Source organism: Prevotellamassilia timonensis, from assembly GCF_021531665.1.
In the GTDB taxonomy this organism is placed as follows: Bacteria; Bacteroidota; Bacteroidia; order Bacteroidales; family Bacteroidaceae; genus Alloprevotella.
The window spans coordinates 1-23854 of record NZ_JADYUH010000042.1; the positions used below are offsets into that span (position 1 = coordinate 1).

The following is a 23854-nucleotide window of genomic DNA, read 5'->3' on the forward strand; positions in this document are numbered from 1 at the left end:
TCAAAGGCTCGTCAGAGCCGTTTGCATCAAGCGCAAGGGGTTTTTCCGGTTTTTGTCTTTCATTCATTCGTTCCATTCGCTTCAACCGTTTGATCCGTTCCATTCGTTTGATTCGTGTTCAAACAACAGAATGTAGGGTTGCGGTGTATAGTTTCGTGTATTGTTTGTGCAGGGTTTGCGGCGCAAACCATACATTCCACAACGCACGGAAAATCAGAGAGATGCAGGGTTAAATGTAGGGTTTGTGTATGGTTTGCAAAGTTTTTCCTTGCTCTTGTAATATGTTATAGAACACCCCTGTAAGTAAAACTTTTTCCTCCTTACAAGCCGCTTCATTCTTTGAAGCCGTGGTTCTTCATGTCTTGGAGCAGCAAGCGCGTGAATTTCTGTGCGCCGTGGTCACAGGTGAGGTGGTTACAGTCAAAGAAGTCGGCGTCGGTGAAACGAGTGTCGGCAAAGTAGTCCAGGAAGACGACGTTGGGATAGTCTGCGGCAATGGCGGAAAGCGTGTGACGCATTTTCTGCTTGAGCGTGGGGTCGCAGGCTCGGTCATAGCGGGCAGCGACGGGCGGCACGACGAGGAAAAGTTGCACGTTGTGTTCGTTGCAGTAGGTTGCCACTTCTCTGATTCTCTGTTCATTCTCCTCAAAGACGCCGGGGTTGGCGAGCATGAGTTTTTTGTGGTCGGCAGCCTTCTCTTCGCATTTCTCGACCCAGGAGGCTTTCACCTTTTCTTGTGGCAGTCCGGTGTTGAGCCCCCAGGCGTCGCAGTTTTTGGTGTCCATTCCGGCGAGATAGTGTTGACTGAATTTGCGGAAGGCGAGCGATTTCAGCACGAGCACTTCAAGATGGTCGGTGAAGTGGTCGGTCTGGTCAATGTCCATGTAGATGCGGTGGCCGTTTTGGTTCGTGTTGTCGTCGGTGAGTCGGTCGTCCATCCAGAGCGTTTGGAAGGCGATGCCCCAGATGAGATTTCTCAGTTTGCGGAGGTTCGGCGCATATTTTTGAAAGACCATGTAGTCGTAGGGCACGAGTTCTCCGGTGATGGCAAGGTTGAAGGTTTCTTGCGGTTTCGGGAAGATGGAGGCATCGATGCCGGCGTGTGCGACCGAGCTGCCGATGATGAGGGTGCTGAACTCCGCTCCTCTTGCCGTCATGACGCTGTCTTTGAAGGCATAGAGATTCGGAATGCGGCGTATGCTCCACTCAAACGTCCCTCCGGCAAGAAGGACGATGAGCGAGAAAAGACTGACAGAGGCGATGAATCGTTTCATGTATTAGGACGGAAGGGATGAAACCCACTGAAAGTGGCAAAAGAACCGGCGTTTTGTGAGGGAAAAGGAGTTGATGGAGACGCCGAGTTTGAGGATTTTAGATTTCTATTCAATGTAAATGCTTTCTCCTTTGGCAATGTCCGCCAGCAGGCGGCGGGTGAACTTTTGTGCGCCGTGGTCGGAGCTGAGATGACCGTAGTCATAGTAGTCCTTTTCCTCATAGCGCTTGTCGCCAAAGTAATAGAAAACTTTCAAGTTGGCGTACTCCTTTTCAAGTGATTTAAAGAAGTTTACGTTATATGCCTTTAAAGCGGTGTCGCAGGCGTCATTGTAGGTGGGATAGACGGGCGGCACGACGATGGAGACTTGGATGTTTTTTTTGCGGCAGTGGTCCAGGACTTCGTGGATGAGTTGGATGTTCATGTCGCGATCTTTGGTGCGCAGTCGCATTTCTTTGGTGTAGTCGTCCGCCTGTTTCTTCGTTTTTTCTTTCCAGTTGAGTCGCAATCCTTCCTCGTAGGGGCGGCTGTCGAGTCCGCTCGGTGCGAAGGGTTCGTCGGTCTCGCCTTTGAAATAGTATTTCGTGAACTTTCGGAAGGCAAGCGACTTCAGCGCGAGACATTCCAAATGTTCCGTGATGCCGGGCTGCTCGTCGATGCCCATGTAGATGCGATGACCGTAGCGGTTCATCATGTTCTCGGGCATGCGGTCGTCGAAATAGAGTTGCTGATAGGAGAAACCCCAAATCAAGTGGCGGAGATGGGTGAGGCGGGGTGCGTAGTGGAAGAACGACATACAATTATAGGTCGTCATTTCGCCTGAGAGGGCAAGGTTGAAGGCGGTGGCGCTGTCCGGGAAGATGGCAGGGTCAATGCCTTCGTGGGCAACGGAACTGCCGATGACGAGGGTGGTCAGACTCTCGGCGCGCTGCTGCATGACCTCATCTTTGAAGCGGAACTCATTCGGAATGTTTCGCAGGCTCCACTCAAAGACGGCGATGGCTGCCAGCACGAAGCCCGAAAAGAGAAGGATGCAAATCAAGAAACGTTTCATGGGCTCAGAATTGGAAGTAGATGAACGTGGATTGATTGCCCATGAAGAAGTAGGTGCAGACGAAGACGGCAAAATAGAAAATCCATCTCACGGGGCGATAGGCAAAGAGTGAGCGGTGAGGGATTTGGAAGGCATGTTCCTTCTTTCGCTGCATCCATTCGACGAGCAGGACGATGCCACAGTAGATGAGCGGTGTGTTGCCGTGTTTCGGGAACGTGCCGTCGAACTCACAGAACATGCGGCTGATGTAGCCCCAAGCCTGTCCGATGTTCTCGGCGCGGAAGATAATCCATCCGATGACCACGAAACAGAAAGTCGTCAGCATTTGCAGCGCCTCCTTCCAAGACGGATGCCAACTTTGGGCGGCGACAACGTCCTTGCGCTTGTGGTTCAAACCGAAGAGAAAGAGAGGAATGAAAAGGAAGGCGTGATAGAATCCCCAGACGATGTAGGTCCAGTTCGCGCCGTGCCAAAGTCCGCTGAGTCCGAAGATGATGAGCGTGTTGCGCACCGTCTTCCACTTGCCGTTGCGGCTGCCGCCGAGGGGGATATAGACGTAGTCCACAAACCACGTGTTGAGCGAGATGTGCCAGCGACGCCAGAACTCGGCGATGTCGCGGGAGAAGTAGGGGACGTTGAAGTTGCGCATGAGACGCACGCCGAAGAGTTTCGCCGTACCGATGGCGATGTCGGAGTAGCCCGAGAAGTCACCGTAGATTTGGAACGTGAAGAACAAGGCGCCGACAATCAGTTCTCCACCGCTTTTGGTGGCATAGTCCGCAAAAATCTCGTTGCAGGCGGTGGCGCAAGTGTCGGCGACGACCATCTTCTTGAAAAGTCCCCAAAGAATCTGGCGCATGCCATCAACGGCGAGTGCATAGTCAAACTTGCGCGGTTTCAGGAACTGCGGCAAGAGGTTCGTGGCGCGTTCAATCGGACCTGCCACAAGTTGCGGGAAGAAGGAGATGAAAGCAAGGAAAGCGATGACGTCACGTGTCGGTTCCAACTTGCGGCGGTAGATATCTACGGTGTAGCTCAGTGCCTGGAACGTGTAGAACGAGATACCCACCGGCAGAATGATGTTCAGCGAGGTGAGATTCAATTGAATACCAAGTCCGGAGAACGCTTCGACGAGCTGCGAAGCAAAGAAGTCATAGTATTTCACCACGCCGAGAATGGCGATGTTGATGGCGATGTTGGTGCCGGAAATGACCTTCCTCCATTTCTTCGATTCGTCAAAGCGTTGCAGGAGAATGCCGCTGGCGAAGCTGCAGAGCGAGGTGAAAAGAATGAGCAGCAGGAAGCGCCAGTCCCACCAGCCGTAGAACACGTAGCTTGCCACGACCACGAAGAAGTTCTGCCACCTCAGCGGTTTGAAAACGTGCCAGTAGAGCAGAAAAACAATGGGAAGGAAAATCAAAAATTCGAGAGAGTTGAAAAGCATGACTGTTCTCTGTCTAATTTATGGGATATAGTTTCGGAAAATCAAAGGTGCGTGCGTCAGTAAGCACGGTTGGGGAGGCTCCTTTCTTGTTTTTGCCTCTTTTTTATGCAGCGAGCTTTTTCACGAGCTTTTTCATGCCCACACTAATGCTGATAGAGTTCGCTGACGCGGTTGGTGAGTTCGATGAATTCCTGCACCGAGAGTTGTTCTGGTCTTTTGGTCATGAGTGGCGTGGCGAGGAAGTCCGCGTGTCCTTTCTGCAGGGGTTCCCATTTTGTGTCCAGTTCCGCAAGAAGCGGTCGGATGCTGCCTCTCATCATCTTGCGTCGTTGGTTGAAGGTCGTTTTGACGACACGCGTCAGCAGTTGCTCGTCGCAGTCCGGCTTCTGCACGTCGTTTCTGACGAGACGCACCACGGCACTGCGCACCTTGGGCGGCGGGTTGAACACCCCCGGCTCCACGGTGAAGAGATATTCGACGTGATAGTAGAGTTGCACCAGTACGGTCAGGATGCCGTAGGCTTTGCAGCCCGGCGCTGCCGCCAGTCTCTCCGCCACTTCTTTCTGAATCATGCCTGTGCAGCAAGGAATCAAGTCGCGGTATTCCAGCATTTTGAAAAAAATCTGACTACTGATGTTGTAGGGGTAGTTTCCCGTCAGCAGGAAGGGTTTCCCGTTGAACGTGTGTTCCAGGTGCATTTTCAAGAAGTCGTCTTCAATGAGATTCGGTTCCAACTCCGGGAACTCCTTTCTCAGGTAGGCGACGCTCTCAAAGTCCAGTTCGACGACCTTGAGCGGACGTTGTTTTTTCAAGAGAAACTGCGTCATGACTCCCATGCCCGGTCCGACCTCAAGAATCGGCAGTTCGGGGTGACTGTCCACCGTGTCGGCAATCGCTTCTGCCGTTCGAAGGTCTGTCAGGAAGTGCTGACCCAGAAATTTTTTAGGACGTACTAAACGCATCTAAACAATTATTTCTACTTTTGCTTCTGTAAAATCGCGTGTGCCCTTTTTTTAGTTTGACAATCTTTATCAAAGTAGGGCTGAAAACGTTTGCAAAGTTAAACAATACATAATTAATGAGTTCCCTCTTCAAGAAAATTTTTCGCATCGGTCTTCCCTTCCTTCTTGGTTTGGGTATTCTTTGGTGGATGTATCGCGACACGAGCGGTGAGGTTTTTCTTGACAGCATTTTTCATCAGACAGATTGGCGTTGGATGGGACTTTCGCTTTTGTTTGGCATTGTTCCGCAGGTGATTCGTGCGCTTCGTTGGCAGCAGGCATTGGAGCCGTTGGGCGAAAAGCCGCGCCGCAGCGTTTGCGTGAACTCCATCTTTGTCTCCTATGCCGCCAGCCTCGTCATTCCCCGCTCCGGCGAGGTCACCCGCTGCGCCACGCTGAAGCGTATGGACGGAGTGTCCTTCACCAAGTCGCTCGGCACCGTCGTCACGGAACGTCTGATTGACAGCGTCTTGATGTTGCTCTTCACGGGAATAGCATTCCTTTGGCAACTCCCGGTCTTCCTGCGTTTCCTGCGCACCACCGGCTTCAACGTCGGTGATTTGGCGCGTCAGTTCAGCACGACGGGCTATCTCGTTACCGTCCTCTGTCTCCTCGCCGCAGTCTTGCTCGCATACATCCTCGTCCGTGGCTTGAAACTCTTCCGCAAAGGACACGACCTCCTGCGTGACGTCATCAGCGGTGTGCTCTCACTGAAGAAAGTCCGGAATTTCCCGCTCTATCTTCTCTACAGCGTGCTGATTTGGGTGGGCTATTTTCTCCATTTCTACATCGCCTTCTTCTGCTTCGACGCCACCTCCGGCATCCTTCCCGGCGAGGCGTTTCTCATTTTCTGCGTCGGATCTTTCGCCGTGCTGGTTCCCACCCCCAACGGTGCCGGACCATGGCACTTTGCCGTGAAAACGATGCTCGTCCTCTACGGTGTCGCTGAAGAACCCGCCGTCATGTTCGCCCTGGTCGTTCACACGGTGCAAACCGCACTCGTCGTCCTGCTCGGCATCTACGGATGGGCACAACTGAACACCACCCGGCGCATCCCTGCCGCTGAGAAAAAGTGAACGACAATACATTTATTATATACAGGACTTACTCCTTATTATAATATATACCACCTACTCAAAACCGAATTTTTCAACCTTACACTTAATCCAATATTATGAGTGAAATTGCAAATCTTCAGCCTCAGGCTGTTTGGAAAAACTTTGATCTGCTGACACAAGTTCCCCGCCCCTCCGGTCATCTCGAGAAGGTGCAGAAGTTCCTGCTCGACTGGGCAAAAGAAAAAGGCGTCGCCGCCTTCCAGGACGAAGCCGGCAACATCATCATGCGCAAACCTGCCACGCCCGGCATGGAAGACAGAAAGTATGTCACCCTCCAGGGACACATGGACATGGTGCCGCAAAAGACTCCAGACAGTCCGCACGACTTTGAGAACGACCCGATTGAGACCTACATTGATGGCGAATGGGTGCGTGCTCGCAACACCACCCTCGGTGCTGACGACGGAATGGCTGTCGCCACCATCATGGCAATCATGGAGGACGACTCTCTGCCGCATGGTCCGATTGAAGGCTTCATCACTGCCGACGAGGAAACCACCATGTGGGGCGTGAACCACATGAAACCCGATGTGCTTGAAGGCGAAATCCTCCTCAACCTCGACAACGAGGAAGAAGGCGAAATGGTCATCGGCTCCGCCGGCGGCGTGAACCTGACTGCCACTTTGGAATATAAAGAAGTGGAGACGGACGCTTCCGACGCTGCCGTGAAAGTCACGCTTTCCGGTCTCCTCGGCGGTCACTCCGGCTGTGAGATCCAAGTCGGCCGCTGCAACGCCAACAAAACCATGGCTCGTCTGGTGCAGGACGCCATTGCCAACTTTGAAGCCTGCCTCGTGTCGTGGAAAGGCGGCAACATGCGCAACGCCATTCCTCGTGAAGCAGAAGTCGTTCTGACCCTGCCGAAAGAAAATGTCAGTGCGCTGGCAGAAGCAGTGGCTGAGTGGAAAGAAACCTTCCAGGCAGAATACGGTTTCATTGAACCCTCCCTCTCTCTCACCATGGAAGAAGTGGCTCACGCCGAGACCATGGTTCCTTCCGGCGTTCAAGACAATCTCGTCAATGCCATCTGCGCCGCTCACAACGGCATCCTGCGCTACATTCCCGACGTGCCCGGCATCGTCGAAACTTCCTCAAACCTCGCTGTGGTAGAAATTGGTGGAGGAAAGGCAGAGGTGCTCATCCTCATCCGCTCCTCTCGCGACAGCATGCGCGAATGTCTCGTCGAAACGTTGGAAAGCGCGTTCAGCATGGCGGGCATGAAAGTTGAAACCGGCGGAGAATATCCCGCTTGGCAGCCCAATCCCAAAAGCGAGATTGTGGAACTCATGCAGGAAATCTATCGCGATATGTTCCACAAAGAGAACAAAGTCCTTGTCATCCATGCCGGTCTCGAATGCGGCGTCATCGGCGCACATCGTCCCCACATGGACCTCGTCAGCTTCGGTCCGACGCTCCGCTCTCCCCACACTCCGAACGAGCGTTGCCACATCCCCTCCGTGGAGAAGTATTGGGACTTCGTCAAAGAAATTCTCGTGCGCATCCCGAAGAAATAAGGAGACGGTGTGTCATAACAGCCAATCTGCTTCGTTGCTATCGGATTCGGGCTTGGTCATGACTTCAGTACACTCCCTGCGCCCTCATCCTCAGCGCCTTGCATCTTAGCCATTCTGACGCACCTTCGAGGGTGAAGCCAAAATGTGCATTTTGACACACCCTCAAATAAGGAGAACGCACATTTCGTTCTGAAAACATAATTTTTAAGTTTCGGTTTCCCCCTTGGGCGGTTCTTTTCGTCAAACAGAACCTTCTCAGCGGGGAAACCGCTTTTTTGTGAGTGGCACTCGTTTTTTACATTGCTGTCCGGTAAACAAGTTGCCACGGCGGACAAAAACAAGATTGTCTGCCGTGGCAAGTGGAATGAAACTTTGTGGGTCACGTGGGTCGGCGTGGCGGGCGGTCCTCACTCCGCGATGAGCGTCCAAAGAAGGTAGAGGTTGAGGGCGGAGACGAGGGAGGCGAGGGAGTAGAGAATGATGTTCGTGGAACGTTTGTTGGCATAGTCTCCCATGATGCGCCGCGAGGAGGTGAGTCGCACTTGCGTGAACATCGTGATGGGAAGTTGTAAACTCAGCACAGCCTGCGAGACGATGAGCCCCTTGAAAGCATCGCCGATGAAAAGCAAAACCACAAAAGCACCGACGTAGGAAATGAGAATGCCGGCGCGAGAGTGCACGTCCTTGGCGTCGTAGGCTTCGTCATACATTCCCGAGAAAACACAACCCGCCGCCATGCCGCTTGTGACGGTGCTTGAGATGCCCGCCAGCAGCAGGGCAATCGCGAAGACGGTCGCAGCCGCCCCGCCCAGCAACGGGGCAAGCAGTCCGCCGGCATCGGGCAAAGATTCCACCAGTCTTCCCTGCGCGAAGAAAGCGTCGGCTGCCAGAACAATCATTGCAGAATTGATTGCCCATCCGATGGTCATGGCGAGCAGCGTGTCGTAGAACTCATATTTCAAAGCGTGCTTGATGCTCTCCTTTCCCTTCTCTTTGAACTGCCGACTCTGAATCACCTCGGAATGAAGGAAAAGATTATGGGGCATGACCACGGCACCGAGCACGCTCATGACAATCAGAATGCTTCCCTCCGGCAAGGAAGGTTTCACCGCCGCCGCGGCAGCTGCTGCCCAGTCGGTGTCGGTCAGTGTGAGTTCATAGAGAAAAGAAAATCCAATGAGGGAAACGAAGGCGATGATGCCGCGCTCGACACGACTGTAGCCGTTCGTGAAAAGCAGCAGTGTGCAAACCACCACTGCCAGTGCGGCACCGAGAATCAGTGGCAGACCGAAGAGCATTTCCAGCGCAATGGCGGCGCCGAGGATTTCAGCCAGCGAGGTGGACATGGAAGCCAGCATGGCACTCCAAAGAATCGTCCGACTGACGGGACGCGAAAAGTTGCGTGTCGTGGCTTCTGCCAGACACTGTCCGGTCACGATGCCGAGGTGTGCCACGTTGTGTTGCAGGATGATGAGCATCACGGTTGAGAGCGTGACGACCCAGAGCAGTGCATAGCCAAAGGTGGAGCCTGCCGCAAAGTTGGATGCCCAGTTTCCTGGGTCGATGAATCCCACGGTGACGAGCAGTCCCGGTCCGATGTAGCGCAGGATGTCGAGACCGCCGGAGAGGCTGCCCTCTTTGGCGTTCCAGTGTTTTTTCCAGTCTTGTATTTTTTCTTTGAGCATGATTTGGCAGGATAGAGTGGGAGAGAATGATGTTCCGGTTTTTCTTCAGTTTTGTGACCGCGGGTTTTCTGTACCGGCAAAGAATGAAGAAATTCAGAAAGCCGGTTTGCGATGTGTCGGGGGAATCCCTCGGCGTCCGCGAACCGGCTTTTGTTGTATTCACTCAGAGGTTGCTGTCTCTCTTTGTATTTTGTGTCCTGTCAGGGACAGCGTTCTCTGCGTCAATCAATAGTTTTTAGCATGGAGTTCAAAGTAGCTCTGCGGGTGAGCGCAAACGGGGCAGAGTTCGGGCGCCTTTTTTCCCACCACGATGTGTCCGCAGTTGGAGCACTGCCAAACGCAGTCGCCTTCGCGAGAGAAGACCACGTTATCGTTGATGTTTTTCAGAAGTTTGCGGTAGCGTTCCTCGTGCGCTTTTTCGATGGCTCCCACCATTTCAAACTTAGCGGCAATTTCTTCGAAGCCTTCTTCGCGAGCTTCTTTTGCGAAGGTGGCATACATGTCCGTCCACTCGTAGTTTTCTCCGTCGGCAGCGTCAGCGAGGTTCACGGTTGTTTCGGGCACTGCTCCTCCGTGGAGATACTTGAACCACAGTTTGGCGTGTTCTTTTTCGTTCTTGGCGGTTTCGGTGAAGATGTTTGACATTTGCACGTAGCCATCCTTCTTTGCTTTGGAGGCATAGTAAAGATATTTGGTGTGAGCCTGACTTTCGCCGGCGAAGGCTGTGGCAAGGTTCTGCTCAGTCTTTGTTCCTTTGAGTTCTTTCATTTTGTTTGTGTAAGTACGTTTAGAACGAGCGACCGGAAGGCAGGTTGTCGTCCGGTCGCTCGTGGTGAAAAAAGATTATTTCTTGAAGTAGCGGTTGTAGAGTCCTTCGAAACCTTTTCCGTGACGTGCTTCGTCGCGAGCCATTTCGTGAACGGTGTCGTGGATGGCGTCGAGGTTGAGTTCTTTTGCACGTTTTGCGATGCGTGTTTTGTCTTCGCAGGCACCGGCTTCAGCGTTCATGCGCTTTTCGAGGTTGGTTTTGGTGTCCCAAACGACGTCACCGAGGAGTTCGGCAAACTTGGCAGCGTGTTCTGCTTCTTCCCAAGCGTAGCGCTTGAAAGCCTCTGCCACTTCGGGATAGCCTTCGCGGTCTGCCTGACGAGACATGGCGAGATACATTCCGACTTCGGTGCATTCTCCGTTGAAGTGAGCGTTGAGGTCTTTGATCATTTCTTCGTCGCAGCCTTTTGCTACGCCAATTTCGTGTTCAGCCACGAAAGAGAGTCCGCCTTCTTCGGCGAGTTCTTTAAACTTGGAAGCGGGAACGCCGCACATGGGGCATTTTTCGGGAGCGTGCTCGCCTTCATAGACGAAACCGCAAACGGTGCAGATGAATTTCTTTTTCATGATGTTGATGGAGTTAAAGATTGATTGAATTTGAAAGTTATTTCTCTGAGTTTGATGGGGGTGCCAAGGTTCTTTGGTTCACCCTTTCGCGCCGAGAGGCGCTGCGTTTTTGTTTCTTCTGTTTTCAGCACTGTGCCCTTCGTTGGCTTTTGGCGCAGCAATGTTTGCAGCGGCCTCGGAAATAGAGGGCAGTGTGGTTGGATTCAAACCCCTCCGGGAGCACGGTCAGTTCGCGGAGCTTCTCTTTGTCGATGGGAATGTCAAAGACCTTGCCGCAGTCTTTGCAAAGGAAATGTGCGTGATCGGAGGTGTCATAGTCAAAGCAGACGTATCTTTCGTCAATGGTCAGCTGTTTTGCCGCTCCCTGCTCGGTGAAGAGTTTGAGGGTGTTATAGACGGTTGTTTTGGAAAGCGTCGGCATGCTGACGTGCAGGGCGGAGTAGATTTCCTCTGCTGTCGGGTGAGTTCTGTGTGTCATCAAATAGCCCATGACTGCCATTCGCTGCATGGAGGGCTTAATGCCGTGGTCGATGAGATAGGAGACAGTGTCGGGCGTTTGCGCACTCATGTTGTATCAATTACAATTGTGTTTGTGAAGCAAAAGTATTTGTTTCTGACCGTCTGACCAAACTATTCGTGAGAAAAAAGTATTTTTATTTTCTATCATTGCTCGTTTGGTTTCTATTTTACGGGCTATCTCCTGACGACAGGGTGGGGCGGGGGCACATTATAATATATGTATATGTCAGAAATAGGTGGACAAGTCAGAACGGATAGCCGATGGCAAAGTGCAGTCCGATGCCGTCTTTGAAGCGCGGGATGTTGTAGAAGCCAGACTTTTCGGTGTGGTAGGGCATGTGGAGTCCGATGCCGACGTCAAAGCGGAGCACGATGAAGTCGAGGTCATAGCGTATGCCGGCGCCGGTGCCGAGGGCGATGTGTCGGAGGGAGGAAGCGGTCAGTTGTGCGCCGGGGCGGTTTGCATCGGGGCGGAGCAACCAGACGTTTCCGGCGTCCAGGAAGACTGCTCCGCAGAGGTCGCCAATCAAACGTGCGCGCAGTTCAACGTTCGCCTCCAGTCGGACGTCGCCCGTTTGGTCCATATAGGAGTAACGACTTGAAGAAGGTTTGTAGTTGCCGGGTCCGATGCTGCGAACGGTGAAGGCACGAATGCTGTTGGCACCGCCGACGTAGAACTGTTCTGTGTAGGGGGCGGCTTGGCTGTTTCCGTAGCTGCACACCACTCCGGCGAAGACGCGGGAGGCAAGGCTGAGGGTCTGGTTCAGGCGGAACGTGCGGCGATGTTCAGCCGTGAATTTGACGAATTGTGCGAAGGGATTGCCGAAGAGTTCCTTGTCGCGCTGTGAGAGAGACTTTCCTGCGGCGGCATAGATGAGTGAGGTGACGTGTCCTGCTTCCTTGACGTGGAACTGCATCCACCAGGCATCGCGTCGGGTGGACGGAGACTGATAGGTGTAGGTGTAGGACATGGCAGGGATGAACTGGTTGCGCATAGAGACGTAGAGCGCAGGATTGTCCGCCATGATTTTTTCAAAGTTGCTTGTCGTGGTGAGCAGGCGGTCAAAGTCAAGGCTGAAGAGCGTCAGTTTGTGCTGTCGGGTGGCGCGTTTGTGCCATCCGTAGGTGGCTTCAAGTCCCATGCTCACCATTTGGAAGAATCCGGAGCGGTTTTTCCAGTCCGCATCGATGACGAAGTCTGTGGTGGCAGGGAAGCGTTGTCGCCGGCGGCTGACGCCGGGGAAGACGAAGCGTGGGAAGCGGAAGGTCAGTGCCGTGCCGAGTTCGTAGGAGTTGAGCAATGAGTTTCCGCCCTCGGCGCCGGCACCCGTTTGCCATTCGTAGGAGCCGAAAATTTTGAACGACACTTTTTCGCCGCCGCGGAAGGCGTTGCGTTTGGAGAGTTCGTAGCTCACACCGGGTCCGACCTGCTGATTGCTTTTAAAGGTGGCGTTCATTTCAAACGTGCTGTCGAAGAGTTTGTCCATGACGGCATGAATCACGAGATCCAGGGTGTCGCCCGCCAAGGCAGAGGTGTCGCGCGGCACGTAGGACAAGTCCATCTGGCTCAGCACACCCATTGCGCCGATTTTCTCCATCGTGGTCTGATAGTCGCTGAGGCGATATTTCTCTCCAGAACGGTGGGCGATGGCGTGACGCCAGACGGAGGCGCGGAGTGGCATTTTGTCGCCGGAGAAAGAATAGGTGTAGCGTCGGCGTCGGAGCGTTTTGTCAGTGACGTCGTCCTCGTTGCGGCGGAGGTGAACGTGGACATTCCCAATGTACCACGGTCGGTCGGCTTCTTTGGGGCGACTGGCGATGGGTTGCACCTGTAGTTGCACGAACCCGGGACGCATGATGGTGTCTGCTCGGAAGGTTGTGTAGGCTGCTTTATAGAAATAGTAGCCATTCTCTTTCATCAATTTCTCGATGCGTGTTTGTTCGTCTGAGAGGTTCACGACGCTGAACGCCTCGCCCGATTTCAGCAGTCGTGCGGCGGAGTGGGCACGCAGAATGGAGTCCATGGCGGAGGGATAGTTGAGATAGGCGATGGAGTCAAGCCGATAGACCTTTCCCGCTCGGACGTGGTAGGCGATGCGTGCTTTCTTCGGGTTCTTTTGTGTCAGGATGTCGTAGGTCACCTTCCCGCGGAAGAAACCGTAGTTGTGGAGTGTGTTTGTCGCCACTTTGACGCGCATCTCCGGACTGACTTGACTGACCAGCACGGGCGATGTGCCGAAATGTTTCAGCATCCATTTCCCAAACTTCCCTTTTGAGTGGGCGAATCCGTTGTGAACCCAGAGTCCCACCTTCCAGGGCCAGGACATTGACGAGGAGCCAAAGATGGCGTTGTTGGGCGGATAGGCAAGCACTGCCTCCACTTCCTCCTTGGCGGTGGCGAAGTCCTCCTCCATTTGTTTCGCCAGACGTTTTTCTTCTTTCTTCTGCGTCTTTTCGTCGAGAGGTTTTGAAGCAGAGAGGAGTGATTCCGCCGTGGTCTTGCCCTGCAGGACGTCGGAAACGGTGGTCACGGCGTCGGCGACGGCGGTAATCACGCCGGTGGAGTCCGCATGTTTTTTGGTGGAGGCAGTGGGACGTTCGGTGTAGGTTATCTCATCGATGCCGGTGTAGAGTTGCTCGCCCTCAGGAATGGCTTTGGTGGTCGAGCACGCTGCGAGAAGCAGGACGGCGGGAAGGAAAAAGAGAAGAAGTTGTTTCACGGGATAGGGAGGTAGAGAGGGGTAAAGAAAGTATAGAGAGTCAAGAAAGGTGGGGAAGAAGGGTGTGTCAAAATGCAGATTTTGGCTTCACTCTCGGCGGTGCGTCAGAATGGCTAAGATGCAAGACGCTGAGGTTGAGGGCGCAGGGAGTGTACTGAAGTACATGATCAAGCCCGAATCCGATAGCAACGCTGCAGATTGGCTATTATGACACGCCGCCTCACTTTTTCTTGTTCTTGAAGATGAAAAGTTCGCCCAGACGCTCCGTCTTGCGGCGCAGCACGAGACCGGCGCCGGTGCGTGTCAGCTGACCCTCCAATGGGTCTTGCGTGTCACGGTCATAGAATGCTTTGACATAGCGTGTTGAGCCGCGGTCCAAACGATATTCCACGGACACATTACTGATGAAACTCTCTGCTGAGTTGGTCGCGTCGGCACCCGTGCTGACCTTGCCGCCGATGATGACGGAGATTCGGTTGCCCCAGAAGCGTTTCGCGAAGCGGAAGGAATAGTCCGTTGTGGAAGTGCCGACTTCGGATGTTCCGCTTTCCACGCCGAGGCTGATGTCAATGGTTTTGAGCGCAGAGCCCGCAATTTGCTGGATTTCGCTCTGAAGGAAGGCGTTCAGTGCATTGTTCGCCTTGAAGCCGGAACCCTGCATCATGGTCTCGTCCGTCATATACATTCCCGTAGCCATCAGTGTGACAGCCGCTTTCCCTCGCTGTTCTGCCGACATGGCGGCAAGTTCGTTCTGGACGCTGAGATCCTCGGGGGCTTCAATGGTGAACTCGAGTCCCATGTCGGACAAGGGTTTCGTCAGTTTGACGCCGACGTCAAAGGCAACCGAACGCTGGTTGTCTTCGCTTTCAGCCACCAGTGCCTTCGTCCGCTCCTTTGCCACGATGTTCAGTGTCGGATTCATGACGTCGCCCGTGAACTCCACGTAGCTTCCTTGCTCAATGGTGAAAGTCTTGAGTGGGATGACGGGCAGCGCATACTTCATTTCTCCGCTGTTCACCGTGAAGCGTCCCGTCAGGCGCATCTCTCCGCTCTCGGTCATGCGCATCGTCAGGTCGCCTCCGCCTTCCAAATCCACGTAACTCTGTCCGTCCTCACTGAGGTCGCAGTGGAACAAGGCGGCGTCGCTGATGCCGATGGTCAAAACCATGTCAAACGAGGAGACGGGTGCCGGCGGCTCCACCTCAGATTTCAGCGTGTCTTCAAAACTGACGAACTGCACGAGGCTGCTCAGACGGTCATCGACGCTGAGGGGAGAGTCTTTCAAAATATAGGTCATGTCCGTGCGGTTCAAGACTTCGAGGCGTGCACGGATGCTCAGGTCATCGAGCGTTCCTTTCATTGTGCCGTTGCAGTTGGCATAGACTTTTCCGAAGACCATGGACTGCGGCTTCTTTTTCGTGTTGATGAGTTCAAAGTCCGAAGCGTTCATGCGGAAGTCCATTGCCATGCGACTGAAGTCACTCATGTCAAAGACACCGTTGAGCACGAGCGGGTTCTTGCCTGTGGAGTAGAGGTTATAGTTTTCAAACATCAGTCGTCCGTCCTTGAGTTCCAGTTCTCGGCTGTCGGTGCGGAAGTCAAAGCCATAGACGTCGGAGAAGATGTGGGCGTCACGCAGTCCCACCTTGCCGTTGAGGATGGGGCGGTCGGCAGCGCCTTTGACCTCCAGTTCTCCCTCGGCAATTCCCTTCAGCGCCATGTCGGTGCCGACGAGGAAACCGTTCAGAAGCTGCAACGGAAAATCGTGCAGACGAGCCGTTCCTTCATAAGTTCCTCCCTCGCGGTCGAAATAGACGCCGTTGACTTCCATCACTTCTTCCTCTCCGCTGCTGATGAAGGCGGAGGCGTGGTGTTCACCGTTGCCCTTAGGCAGATAAATCGCCTCCACGCCCACCTTTCCCAGAGGTGTTCCCTCAAAGGTGAGGTCATCGGCTTGCAGCGAAGCGACTGCGGAGAGTTTCTTGCGGGAGATGTCGTCGGTCACGTGGACATCGCCGCTGAGCATACCCGTCAGGCGGGGAAGATAGGGGAGCACGGCGGAGAGCTCGCCAAGATTGACGTGATTCACGCTCAAGGTCAGGTCGTTGGCGGGCTTCACGGAGTCCGTCCGGGCAGCGACGAGGCTCGGGTCGGAGCCTTCTTCCTCGGGGTCACTGTCATCATATTTTGGTTCGCCGTAGATTCTCAGAGCAGTGCCGTCGTCAGCCACCAAGTCGATGTCTGCTTTGATACTTTTGTCGCGACCGAGAAAGAGGAAGTTGTCTTTGTTGACCGTGAAGCGACGATAGGCAAGGATGGGGTTGTGGGGATAGAGGTGCATCTGCAATCCGCCTTTAACCACTTCTGCTTCCATGCCGAGGTCCACGCCTTTCACGCCCTTGCTGTCAAAGAATGCCATTTCCAGTCCGGCGCCTTTGTTGAGCAAGAAAGCTTTCAGACGAAGTTCAAAGGGCGTTGGATTCTTCTTCTTCTCGTTCTTCACGTAGCCTGCCAACTGCACGCCTGTGGAATCTTGGAAAAGTTTCGTCTCAATCGTGTCTAACAGCAACTTTTCCAAGTGCAACGCACCGACTCGGGCGTTTCCGCTGATGCCGCTCCGTGGGTCGGTCTGAAGATTGACGTGAGCGCCGCTGAAAGAGTAGCCCTTAAAACGCAACACATTATATAAAGGATTGTCGCGTCCCGCATCCATGGTGAAAGCCAGCACGGGAAGATGTTCGCGGAGCAGGTCGAGATGAATGTCCTTCTGTTCCATCTGCCGGGTGAGTGCCGTGATGAAATTGGAGATTTTGCCTCCGAGTTCAGAGAGCGGGTGCTGTGTGCCGGCACGGAGGAAGAGGTCACCGGCAGAAATGTGCAAGGTGGTTGTGTCGGGTGCGGTGGAAAAGTCAAAGAGGAGATTCTTCGCCATCATGCTCTTCTTGGGCGAAGAGAAACGGTTGCGTTTGAGACTTCCGCCGGCGGAACAAACGGTGAAACGACTGTTCGCACTGGCTTGCAGCTCCAGGAGCGTCGCAGCCTCCATCGTGTCCTTGCTGACGCCCAGCGCGAGGAGGTCAATGGAAGAAAGGTCTGCTTTCAGTGCTGCTTCATAGTTTTTCTGTCCGAGACGTGCCTGCAAAGTGGCGGTGCCTTTCACGGGCGCAGCCTCGGAGCGCAACTCGCAGGTGAGTTGTTCACCGCGTTTTTGGGCATCGGCACTGATGCCGCCCAGCTGATGACCGGCAAAGGCGAACTGTCGCACCTGAGCGTCCGCCGTCAGCGAAGCCCGCGGCGACATGACGTCAAAGCCGGCGCCCGAGGCACGCAGTGTGCCGGTGAAGGGACTGACGTGGAGCGAAGGAAGAAAACGGTTCAGAGGAAAGGCAGAAGCGTTGGCAGAAAGTTGATAGGTCTCTCGCTTCAAATTGGTCCGGGCGCGTGCGGTGAGACTTCCATTTCCCAGTCCGGCGCGGAGGTCGGCACGATAGTCTGCACCGTTGAAAGCCACGTTGCCGCGGGCGGTGATGCCGTCGGGCACGTGTACCGTCTGCGTCACGCTCTTGGGGAGCAGACTGCGCACGACGGAGAGATTGCGGGTGACGAGGGAGAACTTGGCTTGTCCGCTGCGGCGTTCCTCCATGACGTTGCGAACATAGCCGGAGGCATCCAAAGAGACAATGCCGGGGAAGGAGAGACTCAGCGAGCGACAGTCCAGATGGCGGGCGTTGCCGCTAACCTCTCCCTTGACCAAGAGAGAGGCAGGCATTTTCTGCAGCACATTGTCGGGAACCTGTCCGCGCAGGGCAGTGATGAGGTCAGCACGCCCGAAGGAGGCATCAATCAGTGCGCTGCATTTTCCGGGGCGTCGCACGTCGAAAGTGCGGAAGTCAAACGCCAGAGAGGCGTCCAGGCGAGAGTGGGGAGTGCGGAAATTCAGTGCGGGGAGAATCAACCGCAGCGAATCCATGTAGATTCCTCCGCTGAGATTGCTCACCGCCAGTCCGCTGCGTTCCTTCAAAGCCGCGCGGCGGAGTCCGGCGCGCAAGACGCCGTCAGCGTTGTAGGAGACGGTGTCCAAAATCAAGGAAATCTGACTCAGACTGATGTGGTTCGGGTCTAAGCCGACGGAGGGCTTTTCGTGGGGCAAATCATAGTTCGCTCCGCAGTCGCGAAGCAGAAGGGAGTGCACGGCATAGTAGTTTTTGCCCAAATCAAACTTTCCTTTCTTCAGTGTCAGCTGTCCCAGCGAGGCACCAATTCGCATCGAGTCGCCCGGCATGGAGAGTCTCACTTTGCTGCGCTCGATGTCAGCGCGTGCCACTTCAATCAGCCATTCCGTTTTGCTTGACGTGGTGTCCTCGGCGGCTGTGTCGCTCAGTTCCACGAGGAAGTCCGCATCGCGGAGTCTGGCTCGGTCAATGTGAACCTTTCCGTTCACCCAGTCGATGCCGTGACTTTTCGCCTCCAGCAGGGCGGCGCGCCCCTTGATGTGCGTGTCGCTGACGTAGGACTTAGAGTCCAGCGTGACGTGATAGAGTTTCAGTCCATCCACGTTGGCACAGCCTTTGAACAGCGGCAGGAGTTGCACGTCCAACAGCACGCTCTTTGCGCTCAACAACGTGTCGCCGTCTTCGACAGCTCGGACGCCGTGGAGCGCAAGGTCAAGCGGGAAAGCCAGCCGCACGCTTTCGAGACCGATGTCCATTTTCATTTCTTCCGAAAGCGATGCCGCGACCTTCTTCACCGCCCAGTTTTGAACGGGAGGTATATATATAATGAGTGCAAGCAGGAGAAACAGAACGATGGGAAGACAGATGACCACGCCTGTTGCAATGCTGATTTTTTTGAGTTTCTTGTTCATGATGCAGTGCAGGGAGTTTCATTCTCTGCGCCTCGAGAGTCAGTGCGCCGGCAGTTTGAGAAAGAAACCGAACTGCTTGGATGACTCAAAAGGCTAACGACTCTGCAAAATTAGTGGAAAAGAAGAGATAATTTGAAACTTTGGTTCTCACATTCACCGCACAATGTGTAAAATGAGACAGAAAATGCTTGTCAGATGAGAATTTAGGCGTAACTTTGCACACGAAACGCAAATCTGTGCTTTCTCTTCCCCAAATCTCTCACCTATGCCAATCACCAAGACCCGACAACGACTCATTGAAGTTGCACGCGAACTTTTTGCCAAGAACGGGCTTGAAGCAACCACGATGAACGACATCGCGAAGGCTTCCGGGCGCGGGCGGCGAACGCTCTACACCTACTTCCGACACAAAGAGGAGATTTACTATGCCGTCATTGAAGAAGAGCTGGCGCTCCTTTCTGAGAAAATGGAAGGCGTCACCAAAATGCACGCAGAACCGGAAGAGAAAATCTTTGCACTCATCTACACTCACCTGAGCATCATCCGCGAAACCGTTTTGCGAAACGGCTCGCTCAGAGCGGAGTTCTTCCGAGACATCTGGATGGTGGAGAAGTTTAGAAGAACTTTTGATGAAAAAGAGCACCGCATCCTCCAACTCGTCCTCCAAGAAGGCATCGACAAAGGACGCTTCCGCATCGAAAACGTCGGACTCATGACGGACATCATTCACTACTCCGTCAAAGGGCTCGAGGTGCCCTACATCTACGACCGACTCGGAGACGGACTGACGGAAGACGAAACCTATCCCATCGTACGCGGAATCTTGGTGCGCGTGCTGAACATGCCGCCTGCCTTGGACTAAATCACGATCATTCAATTTGTTCAACGGAGACACTTCGTCTCCTTTATATCTTAAATTTTATCATTCAATATGGGACTTCTCACTGGAAAGACCGCACTCATCACCGGTGCCGCACGTGGCATCGGTAAGGCTATTGCCTTGAAATTCGCTGAAGAAGGCGCAAACATCGCTTTCACTGACCTCGTCATCGACGAAAACGGCGAAGCCACAAAAAAAGAAATCGAAGCTAAGGGCGTGAAATGCCAAGCCTACGCCTCCAACGCAGCCAACTTTGAAGAAACTGCTGAAGTGGTGGGCAAAGTGCACGCTGACTTCGGAAGCATCGACATCCTCGTCAACAACGCAGGCATCACCAAAGACGGACTCATGATGCGCATGACCGAAGCACAGTGGGACGCTGTCATCGCCGTGAACCTCAAGTCTGCCTTCAACTTCATCCACGCTTGCACCCCCATCATGATGCGTCAGCGCAGCGGCTCCATCATCAATATGGCATCCGTCGTGGGCGTACACGGCAACGCCGGACAGTCCAACTACGCCGCCTCCAAGGCAGGTCTCATCGCCCTTGCCAAGAGCGTTGCTCAGGAAATGGGAAGCCGTGGCATCCGTGCCAACGCCATTGCTCCGGGCTTCATTGAAACTGCCATGACCGCAGCACTCTCTGACGACGTGCGCAAGGAATGGATGAAATCCATCCCCCTCCGTCGCGGCGGTAAACCCGAGGACATCGCCGATGTAGCAACCTTCCTCGCCTCCGACCTCGCCAGCTACGTCACCGGACAGGTGATTCAGGTCGATGGCGGCATGAACATGTAATTTAGTTCCCCCCCCCTAAATTTTTTCGACGCTGAAACTCAGATGGACGTTCTCTACGAAGACAATCACTTGATCATTGTCAACAAAGCCGCAGGCGAAATCGTTCAAGGCGACAAAACCGGCGACGAGCCGCTGAGCGAAGCTGTGAAAAAGTATATCAAGGAAAAATATGCCAAACCGGGCAACGTCTTCCTCGGCGTGGTGCACCGGCTCGACCGACCCGTCAGTGGCGTCGTCATCTTCGCCAGAACCTCCAAGGCACTGGCACGACTGAACGCCATGTTCCAAAAGTCGGAAGTGAAAAAGACCTACCATGCCATCGTCGAGGGAACGCCCCAACCGGAAACCGCAGAACTGCAGCACTGGTTGGTGCGCAACGAGAAGCAGAACAAGGCTTACGTGGCAGGGCGGGACAAAACGGGAGCGAAACTCGCGCGCTTGGACTACGCGCTTCTCTCGAAAGGAGAAAACTATTCGCTCGTTGAAGTACATCTTCACACCGGACGTCATCACCAAATCCGCTGCCAGTTGTCAGCCATCGGCTGCCCCGTGAAGGGAGATTTGAAATATGGTGCTCGCCGCTCCAATCCCGACGGCTCCATCTGCCTGCATGCCCGCCACATCCGCTTTGAGCATCCCGTGAGCCACCAAATCGTGGAAGTCACGGCGCCCTATCCTGAGACGCTGCCCATTTGGCGAAAATTCTGAGGACTATAAATTAAGGTAAAAACGTAAGCGCTTTTTTGAGTGCTCCTTTATTCCGTAATTCATAGAACATTCTTGAAGTGTCTTCCCGTCACAAGTTTTGAAAGACGAACGGCGGCGTAAACACATGACATGGCATCAAAAGAAAGAGACTTGCTCGTCAAGCCTCTTTTTTTTATGGGGCAACGAAAATCCTGTGTCGCTGAGAAGACTAAGAGTCTAAGAGACTAAAAGTCAAAGAGTCAAAGAGACGAAGAGAGGAAGAGACTAAAAGTCAAAGAGACAAAGAGTCAAAGGGACGAAGTGAGGAAGAGACAAAGAGTCAAAGATAGGAAGAGACGGAGGGCGAAGGACGAAAGGCGAAAGAACCGTTTTTTGAAACATTAATGTTCATGAATTGATTCACGAATTGACCATGAATTGATTTTTTGAACACGAATTGTTCACGATTTGTTCAGAATTAATGAGACAATTAATGAGCATTAATGGAGAAATATTTCTTGCTGGGAGCGCAACCTTTTTGAAACATTCATGTTCATGCAATACTTCGTTATTTTTTTAGTTTATAGTTCATGATAATATGTTACGTCATATATACAGCGCCTCTGACAGGAACTTGTACAAGTGTGCGCTTCGAGCTAAAAGGTGCCTCTCTACGGCAGAAAAAAGTATCAAACCAAACTGAAAACAGAGAAAATGACTAATTTTGAATCACCATTCGGGTAAAGTGCATGAAAAGTGAACGGATATCCCCGTTTTTTGTGGAACGTTCCTTATTCCGTAATTTATAGAATACCCCTACAATAACATTGATCAATAATACGTTATAAGTATATGACAAGAGAGGAAATACTTAGGTTAAGAGACACAGCTGAACAGACGCGGGTTCAGTTCAAGGAACGTGTGACTCGTGACAACAAATATGATGTGAGCTGCGAGATGGTGGCACAGAGCAACTACCACGGTGGCAAGATTGTAGTGGGCATTGACGATAAGACGGGACGTGTGAATCCGTTGTCGTATCAAGAGGTGCAGGAGACCACTAACCTACTGGGCAGCCTTGCATCAGAAGGCGTTGTTCCGCAAGTGCTACTTGATATTGAAACTGTGATTGTCGAAGGTGGAAACGTGGTCGTTGCAACAATAAAGGAAGGTCTGAATAAACCTTACCACGACAGCAAGGGTATCGTGTGGGTGAAACAGGGCGCAGATAAGCGCAAGGTGTTTGACAATGCAGAGCTGGCGGAGATGATGAGCCAGTGTGGAAGCTTTGCACCTGACGAGGCGGCTGTAAACGACTTCACAATAACGGATATGGACGAACAGGTGTTGAAGAAATACTTGTTAAACCGCTTTTCTGTTGCGATGGAGAGAAGCGGAGTGAACGAGACGAACCTGCGCGATTACACGTTGGAGCAGATGGCTCACTTTGTCGTGGGTGGCATCAGCCTCGAAGGCCTACTACGAAATCTACGTTTTATGCGTCCTGACGGAAGGATGACTGTTGCCGCCGTACTTCTGTTTGGCAAATACCCCCAGCGGTGGCTGCCTGCCTATACGGTGAAGTGCATCAGCTATGTTGGGAATTCTGTGGGCGGAACTACTTTCCGAGACAAGGTGAGAGACGAAGACATGGAAGGTTGCCTACTTCATCAGTACGATACAATCATGAATTTCTATACGAGGAATCTACGGAATGTTCAGGTAGAGAAGGAATTCAATTCACTGGGAAAGTTGGAGCTGCCATACGTTGCATTGGTAGAGTTTACCGTTAATGCTTTGGTACATAGGTCGCTGAATTGGAAAGCACCCATACGAATCTTCATCTTCGATGACAGGGTAGAGATCCACAGTCCTGGTGAACTGCCTAACGTGTTGACAGTGGAGGACATCATGAATGGTACCTCGATGCCAAGGAACGAGTTCTTGTTTACCAATGCCAACTACCTGCTACCATATACTGGAGCAGGAACAGGCATCATCCGTGCGATGGAGGAGAAGCCAGAGGTCACATTTGAAAACTATGAGTCTGCGCATGAGTTTGTGGTAGTTTTCAAGAGGAAAGGTAATCAAGGAACTAATCAAGGAACTAACCAAGGAACTAACCAAGAAAGTAACCAAGTAGGTAACCAAGAAAGTAACCAACAAAAACGACCGAGACACCCATTGACAAAGGTGCAAAAGGATATTGTTAATTTCTGTTCTGTGCCAAGATCCTCTCAGGAGATTATGGATAGATTGGGAATTTCAAACCAATCGGTTAACAGGAAGAGGCATATTCAACCATTGGTGGATCTTGGAGTTTTAGAAATGACGAATCCAGGAACACCTAATGATAGGAACCAGAAATATCGCAAGATAAGGAAATAACCGACTGCTAATTGTACACCTGATACCTGAATTAGGGATGTAGTGTTTATCCCCCAGAACGAAAGTGGGTGTGTCAAAATGCACATTTTGGCTTCACCCTCGGTTAATAACATTCGTCAAACTTTTACCGGATAGCATTATTCCAAAAACAAGAAATTTTCTCCATTAATGCCCATTAATTGTCTCATTAAATGTCCCATTAATTCTGTTCAATTCGTGTTCAATTCGTGTTCAATTCGTGTTCCAAAACAAATTAATGGCTTTTGATGAATCAATTCATGAACATTAATGTTCCCAAAAGGCGGTTCAAAAGGCGGTTCTTCTCTTTCAAACCGCCTGCTTCCGGCTGACACAGTAGAACACACCCTTCGCGGTGCGCTTCTTCAGTACGCCCAGGTGGCGGAGTTGGCGACCCATTCCCGCTATCTTCACGCCCTGCAACGCACGCGGGGATTCGCGCTTCAAGGTCTCGAAGATTTCGGTGGCGGACAGCCATTGCGTAGCCTCCGACCCT

Annotated in this window: 17 protein-coding genes; 6 read left to right on the plus strand and 11 right to left on the minus strand. The window is 52.9% G+C overall.

Translation table 11 applies throughout. The features are described from left to right. Positions 1-332: 332 nt before the first annotated feature. The 4 genes from I6E40_RS07610 to rsmA all read right to left on the minus strand — a co-directional run bounded on the left by I6E40_RS07610 (position 333) and on the right by rsmA (position 4733). A complete protein-coding gene (locus I6E40_RS07610; protein ID WP_235386440.1) occupies positions 333-1274 on the minus strand; it encodes a hypothetical protein in 942 nt (313 codons plus the stop codon). Between the two features lie 105 nt (positions 1275-1379). Then, positions 1380-2327, minus strand: a complete 948-nt coding sequence (locus tag I6E40_RS07615) for a hypothetical protein (protein WP_235386441.1) — start codon at positions 2325-2327, stop codon at positions 1380-1382. A 4-nt stretch (positions 2328-2331) separates the two neighbouring features. Further along, a complete protein-coding gene (locus I6E40_RS07620) occupies positions 2332-3771 on the minus strand; it encodes an MBOAT family O-acyltransferase (protein ID WP_235386442.1) in 1440 nt (479 codons plus the stop codon). Between the two features lie 143 nt (positions 3772-3914). Next, positions 3915-4733 (minus strand): 16S rRNA (adenine(1518)-N(6)/adenine(1519)-N(6))-dimethyltransferase RsmA, encoded by an 819-nt coding sequence (gene rsmA, locus I6E40_RS07625; RefSeq protein WP_235386443.1) that lies wholly within the window; start codon positions 4731-4733, stop codon positions 3915-3917. A gap of 116 nt (positions 4734-4849) precedes the next feature. Here rsmA and I6E40_RS07630 point away from each other — a divergent pair, with 116 nt between their 5' ends. Together I6E40_RS07630 and I6E40_RS07635 are read left to right on the plus strand one after the other, a co-directional pair. Further along, positions 4850-5848, plus strand: coding sequence for a lysylphosphatidylglycerol synthase transmembrane domain-containing protein (locus tag I6E40_RS07630; RefSeq protein ID WP_235386444.1), 999 nt, complete (start codon positions 4850-4852; stop codon positions 5846-5848). A gap of 98 nt (positions 5849-5946) precedes the next feature. Beyond that, positions 5947-7404 carry an aminoacyl-histidine dipeptidase gene (locus I6E40_RS07635; protein WP_235386445.1) on the plus strand — a complete coding sequence of 486 codons (1458 nt, stop codon included), beginning with the start codon at positions 5947-5949 and terminating at the stop codon, positions 7402-7404. Between the two features lie 407 nt (positions 7405-7811). Here the strand turns inward: I6E40_RS07635 and I6E40_RS07640 are convergent, their stop codons facing one another. The 6 genes from I6E40_RS07640 to I6E40_RS07665 form a co-directional block, all read right to left on the minus strand. Further along, positions 7812-9089, minus strand: coding sequence for an Nramp family divalent metal transporter (locus tag I6E40_RS07640; RefSeq protein WP_235386446.1), 1278 nt, complete (start codon positions 9087-9089; stop codon positions 7812-7814). 225 nt (positions 9090-9314) lie between these two features. Then, positions 9315-9857 (minus strand): rubrerythrin, encoded by a 543-nt coding sequence (gene rbr / locus I6E40_RS07645; protein ID WP_235386447.1) that lies wholly within the window; start codon positions 9855-9857, stop codon positions 9315-9317. A 75-nt stretch (positions 9858-9932) separates the two neighbouring features. Then, positions 9933-10484, minus strand: a complete 552-nt coding sequence (locus I6E40_RS07650; RefSeq protein ID WP_235386448.1) for an NADH peroxidase — start codon at positions 10482-10484, stop codon at positions 9933-9935. 124 nt (positions 10485-10608) lie between these two features. Then, positions 10609-11052 carry a Fur family transcriptional regulator gene (locus I6E40_RS07655; protein WP_235386449.1) on the minus strand — a complete coding sequence of 148 codons (444 nt, stop codon included), beginning with the start codon at positions 11050-11052 and terminating at the stop codon, positions 10609-10611. A gap of 196 nt (positions 11053-11248) precedes the next feature. After that, positions 11249-13723 (minus strand): BamA/TamA family outer membrane protein, encoded by a 2475-nt coding sequence (locus I6E40_RS07660; RefSeq protein WP_235386450.1) that lies wholly within the window; start codon positions 13721-13723, stop codon positions 11249-11251. A gap of 220 nt (positions 13724-13943) precedes the next feature. Next, the gene (locus I6E40_RS07665) at positions 13944-18587 is read right to left on the minus strand and encodes a translocation/assembly module TamB domain-containing protein (RefSeq protein WP_235386451.1); all 4644 of its coding nucleotides are present in this window, start codon (positions 18585-18587) and stop codon (positions 13944-13946) included. Positions 18588-18852: 265 nt separating this feature from the next. Between I6E40_RS07665 and I6E40_RS07670 the strand changes: the two genes are divergently transcribed. From I6E40_RS07670 to I6E40_RS07685, 4 genes are all read left to right on the plus strand, one after another. Beyond that, entirely contained in the window at positions 18853-19449 is a 597-nt protein-coding gene (locus I6E40_RS07670) for a TetR/AcrR family transcriptional regulator (protein ID WP_235386452.1), read from the plus strand. A 69-nt stretch (positions 19450-19518) separates the two neighbouring features. After that, positions 19519-20265: a 3-oxoacyl-[acyl-carrier-protein] reductase gene (fabG, locus tag I6E40_RS07675; RefSeq protein WP_235386453.1), complete on the plus strand. Its 747-nt coding sequence runs from the start codon at positions 19519-19521 to the stop codon at positions 20263-20265. A gap of 42 nt (positions 20266-20307) precedes the next feature. Next, positions 20308-20973 carry an RluA family pseudouridine synthase gene (locus tag I6E40_RS07680; RefSeq protein WP_235386454.1) on the plus strand — a complete coding sequence of 222 codons (666 nt, stop codon included), beginning with the start codon at positions 20308-20310 and terminating at the stop codon, positions 20971-20973. A gap of 831 nt (positions 20974-21804) precedes the next feature. Next, positions 21805-23340: an RNA-binding domain-containing protein gene (locus I6E40_RS07685; RefSeq protein WP_235386455.1), complete on the plus strand. Its 1536-nt coding sequence runs from the start codon at positions 21805-21807 to the stop codon at positions 23338-23340. Between the two features lie 327 nt (positions 23341-23667). Here I6E40_RS07685 and I6E40_RS07690 read toward each other — a convergent pair. Continuing rightward, on the minus strand, positions 23668-23854 hold a 187-nt coding region (locus I6E40_RS07690; RefSeq protein WP_235386456.1), incomplete at its 5' end, for a DUF3874 domain-containing protein.

What these genes read in the sequence shown, in the direction of transcription:
- fabG (WP_235386453.1), top strand. Translation starts at nt 19,519, where the DNA reads ATGGGACTTCTCACTGGAAAGACCGCACTCATCACCGGTGCCGCACGT.
- I6E40_RS07670 (WP_235386452.1), top strand. Translation starts at nt 18,853, where the DNA reads ATGCCAATCACCAAGACCCGACAACGACTCATTGAAGTTGCACGCGAA.
- I6E40_RS07610 (WP_235386440.1), bottom strand. Translation starts at nt 1,274, where the DNA reads ATGAAACGATTCATCGCCTCTGTCAGTCTTTTCTCGCTCATCGTCCTT.
- I6E40_RS07620 (WP_235386442.1), bottom strand. Translation starts at nt 3,771, where the DNA reads ATGCTTTTCAACTCTCTCGAATTTTTGATTTTCCTTCCCATTGTTTTT.
- I6E40_RS07640 (WP_235386446.1), bottom strand. Translation starts at nt 9,089, where the DNA reads ATGCTCAAAGAAAAAATACAAGACTGGAAAAAACACTGGAACGCCAAA.
- I6E40_RS07650 (WP_235386448.1), bottom strand. Translation starts at nt 10,484, where the DNA reads ATGAAAAAGAAATTCATCTGCACCGTTTGCGGTTTCGTCTATGAAGGC.
- I6E40_RS07655 (WP_235386449.1), bottom strand. Translation starts at nt 11,052, where the DNA reads ATGAGTGCGCAAACGCCCGACACTGTCTCCTATCTCATCGACCACGGC.
- I6E40_RS07615 (WP_235386441.1), bottom strand. Translation starts at nt 2,327, where the DNA reads ATGAAACGTTTCTTGATTTGCATCCTTCTCTTTTCGGGCTTCGTGCTG.
- I6E40_RS07630 (WP_235386444.1), top strand. Translation starts at nt 4,850, where the DNA reads ATGAGTTCCCTCTTCAAGAAAATTTTTCGCATCGGTCTTCCCTTCCTT.
- I6E40_RS07680 (WP_235386454.1), top strand. Translation starts at nt 20,308, where the DNA reads ATGGACGTTCTCTACGAAGACAATCACTTGATCATTGTCAACAAAGCC.
- rbr (WP_235386447.1), bottom strand. Translation starts at nt 9,857, where the DNA reads ATGAAAGAACTCAAAGGAACAAAGACTGAGCAGAACCTTGCCACAGCC.
- I6E40_RS07665 (WP_235386451.1), bottom strand. Translation starts at nt 18,587, where the DNA reads ATGAACAAGAAACTCAAAAAAATCAGCATTGCAACAGGCGTGGTCATC.
- I6E40_RS07685 (WP_235386455.1), top strand. Translation starts at nt 21,805, where the DNA reads ATGACAAGAGAGGAAATACTTAGGTTAAGAGACACAGCTGAACAGACG.
- rsmA (WP_235386443.1), bottom strand. Translation starts at nt 4,733, where the DNA reads ATGCGTTTAGTACGTCCTAAAAAATTTCTGGGTCAGCACTTCCTGACA.
- I6E40_RS07635 (WP_235386445.1), top strand. Translation starts at nt 5,947, where the DNA reads ATGAGTGAAATTGCAAATCTTCAGCCTCAGGCTGTTTGGAAAAACTTT.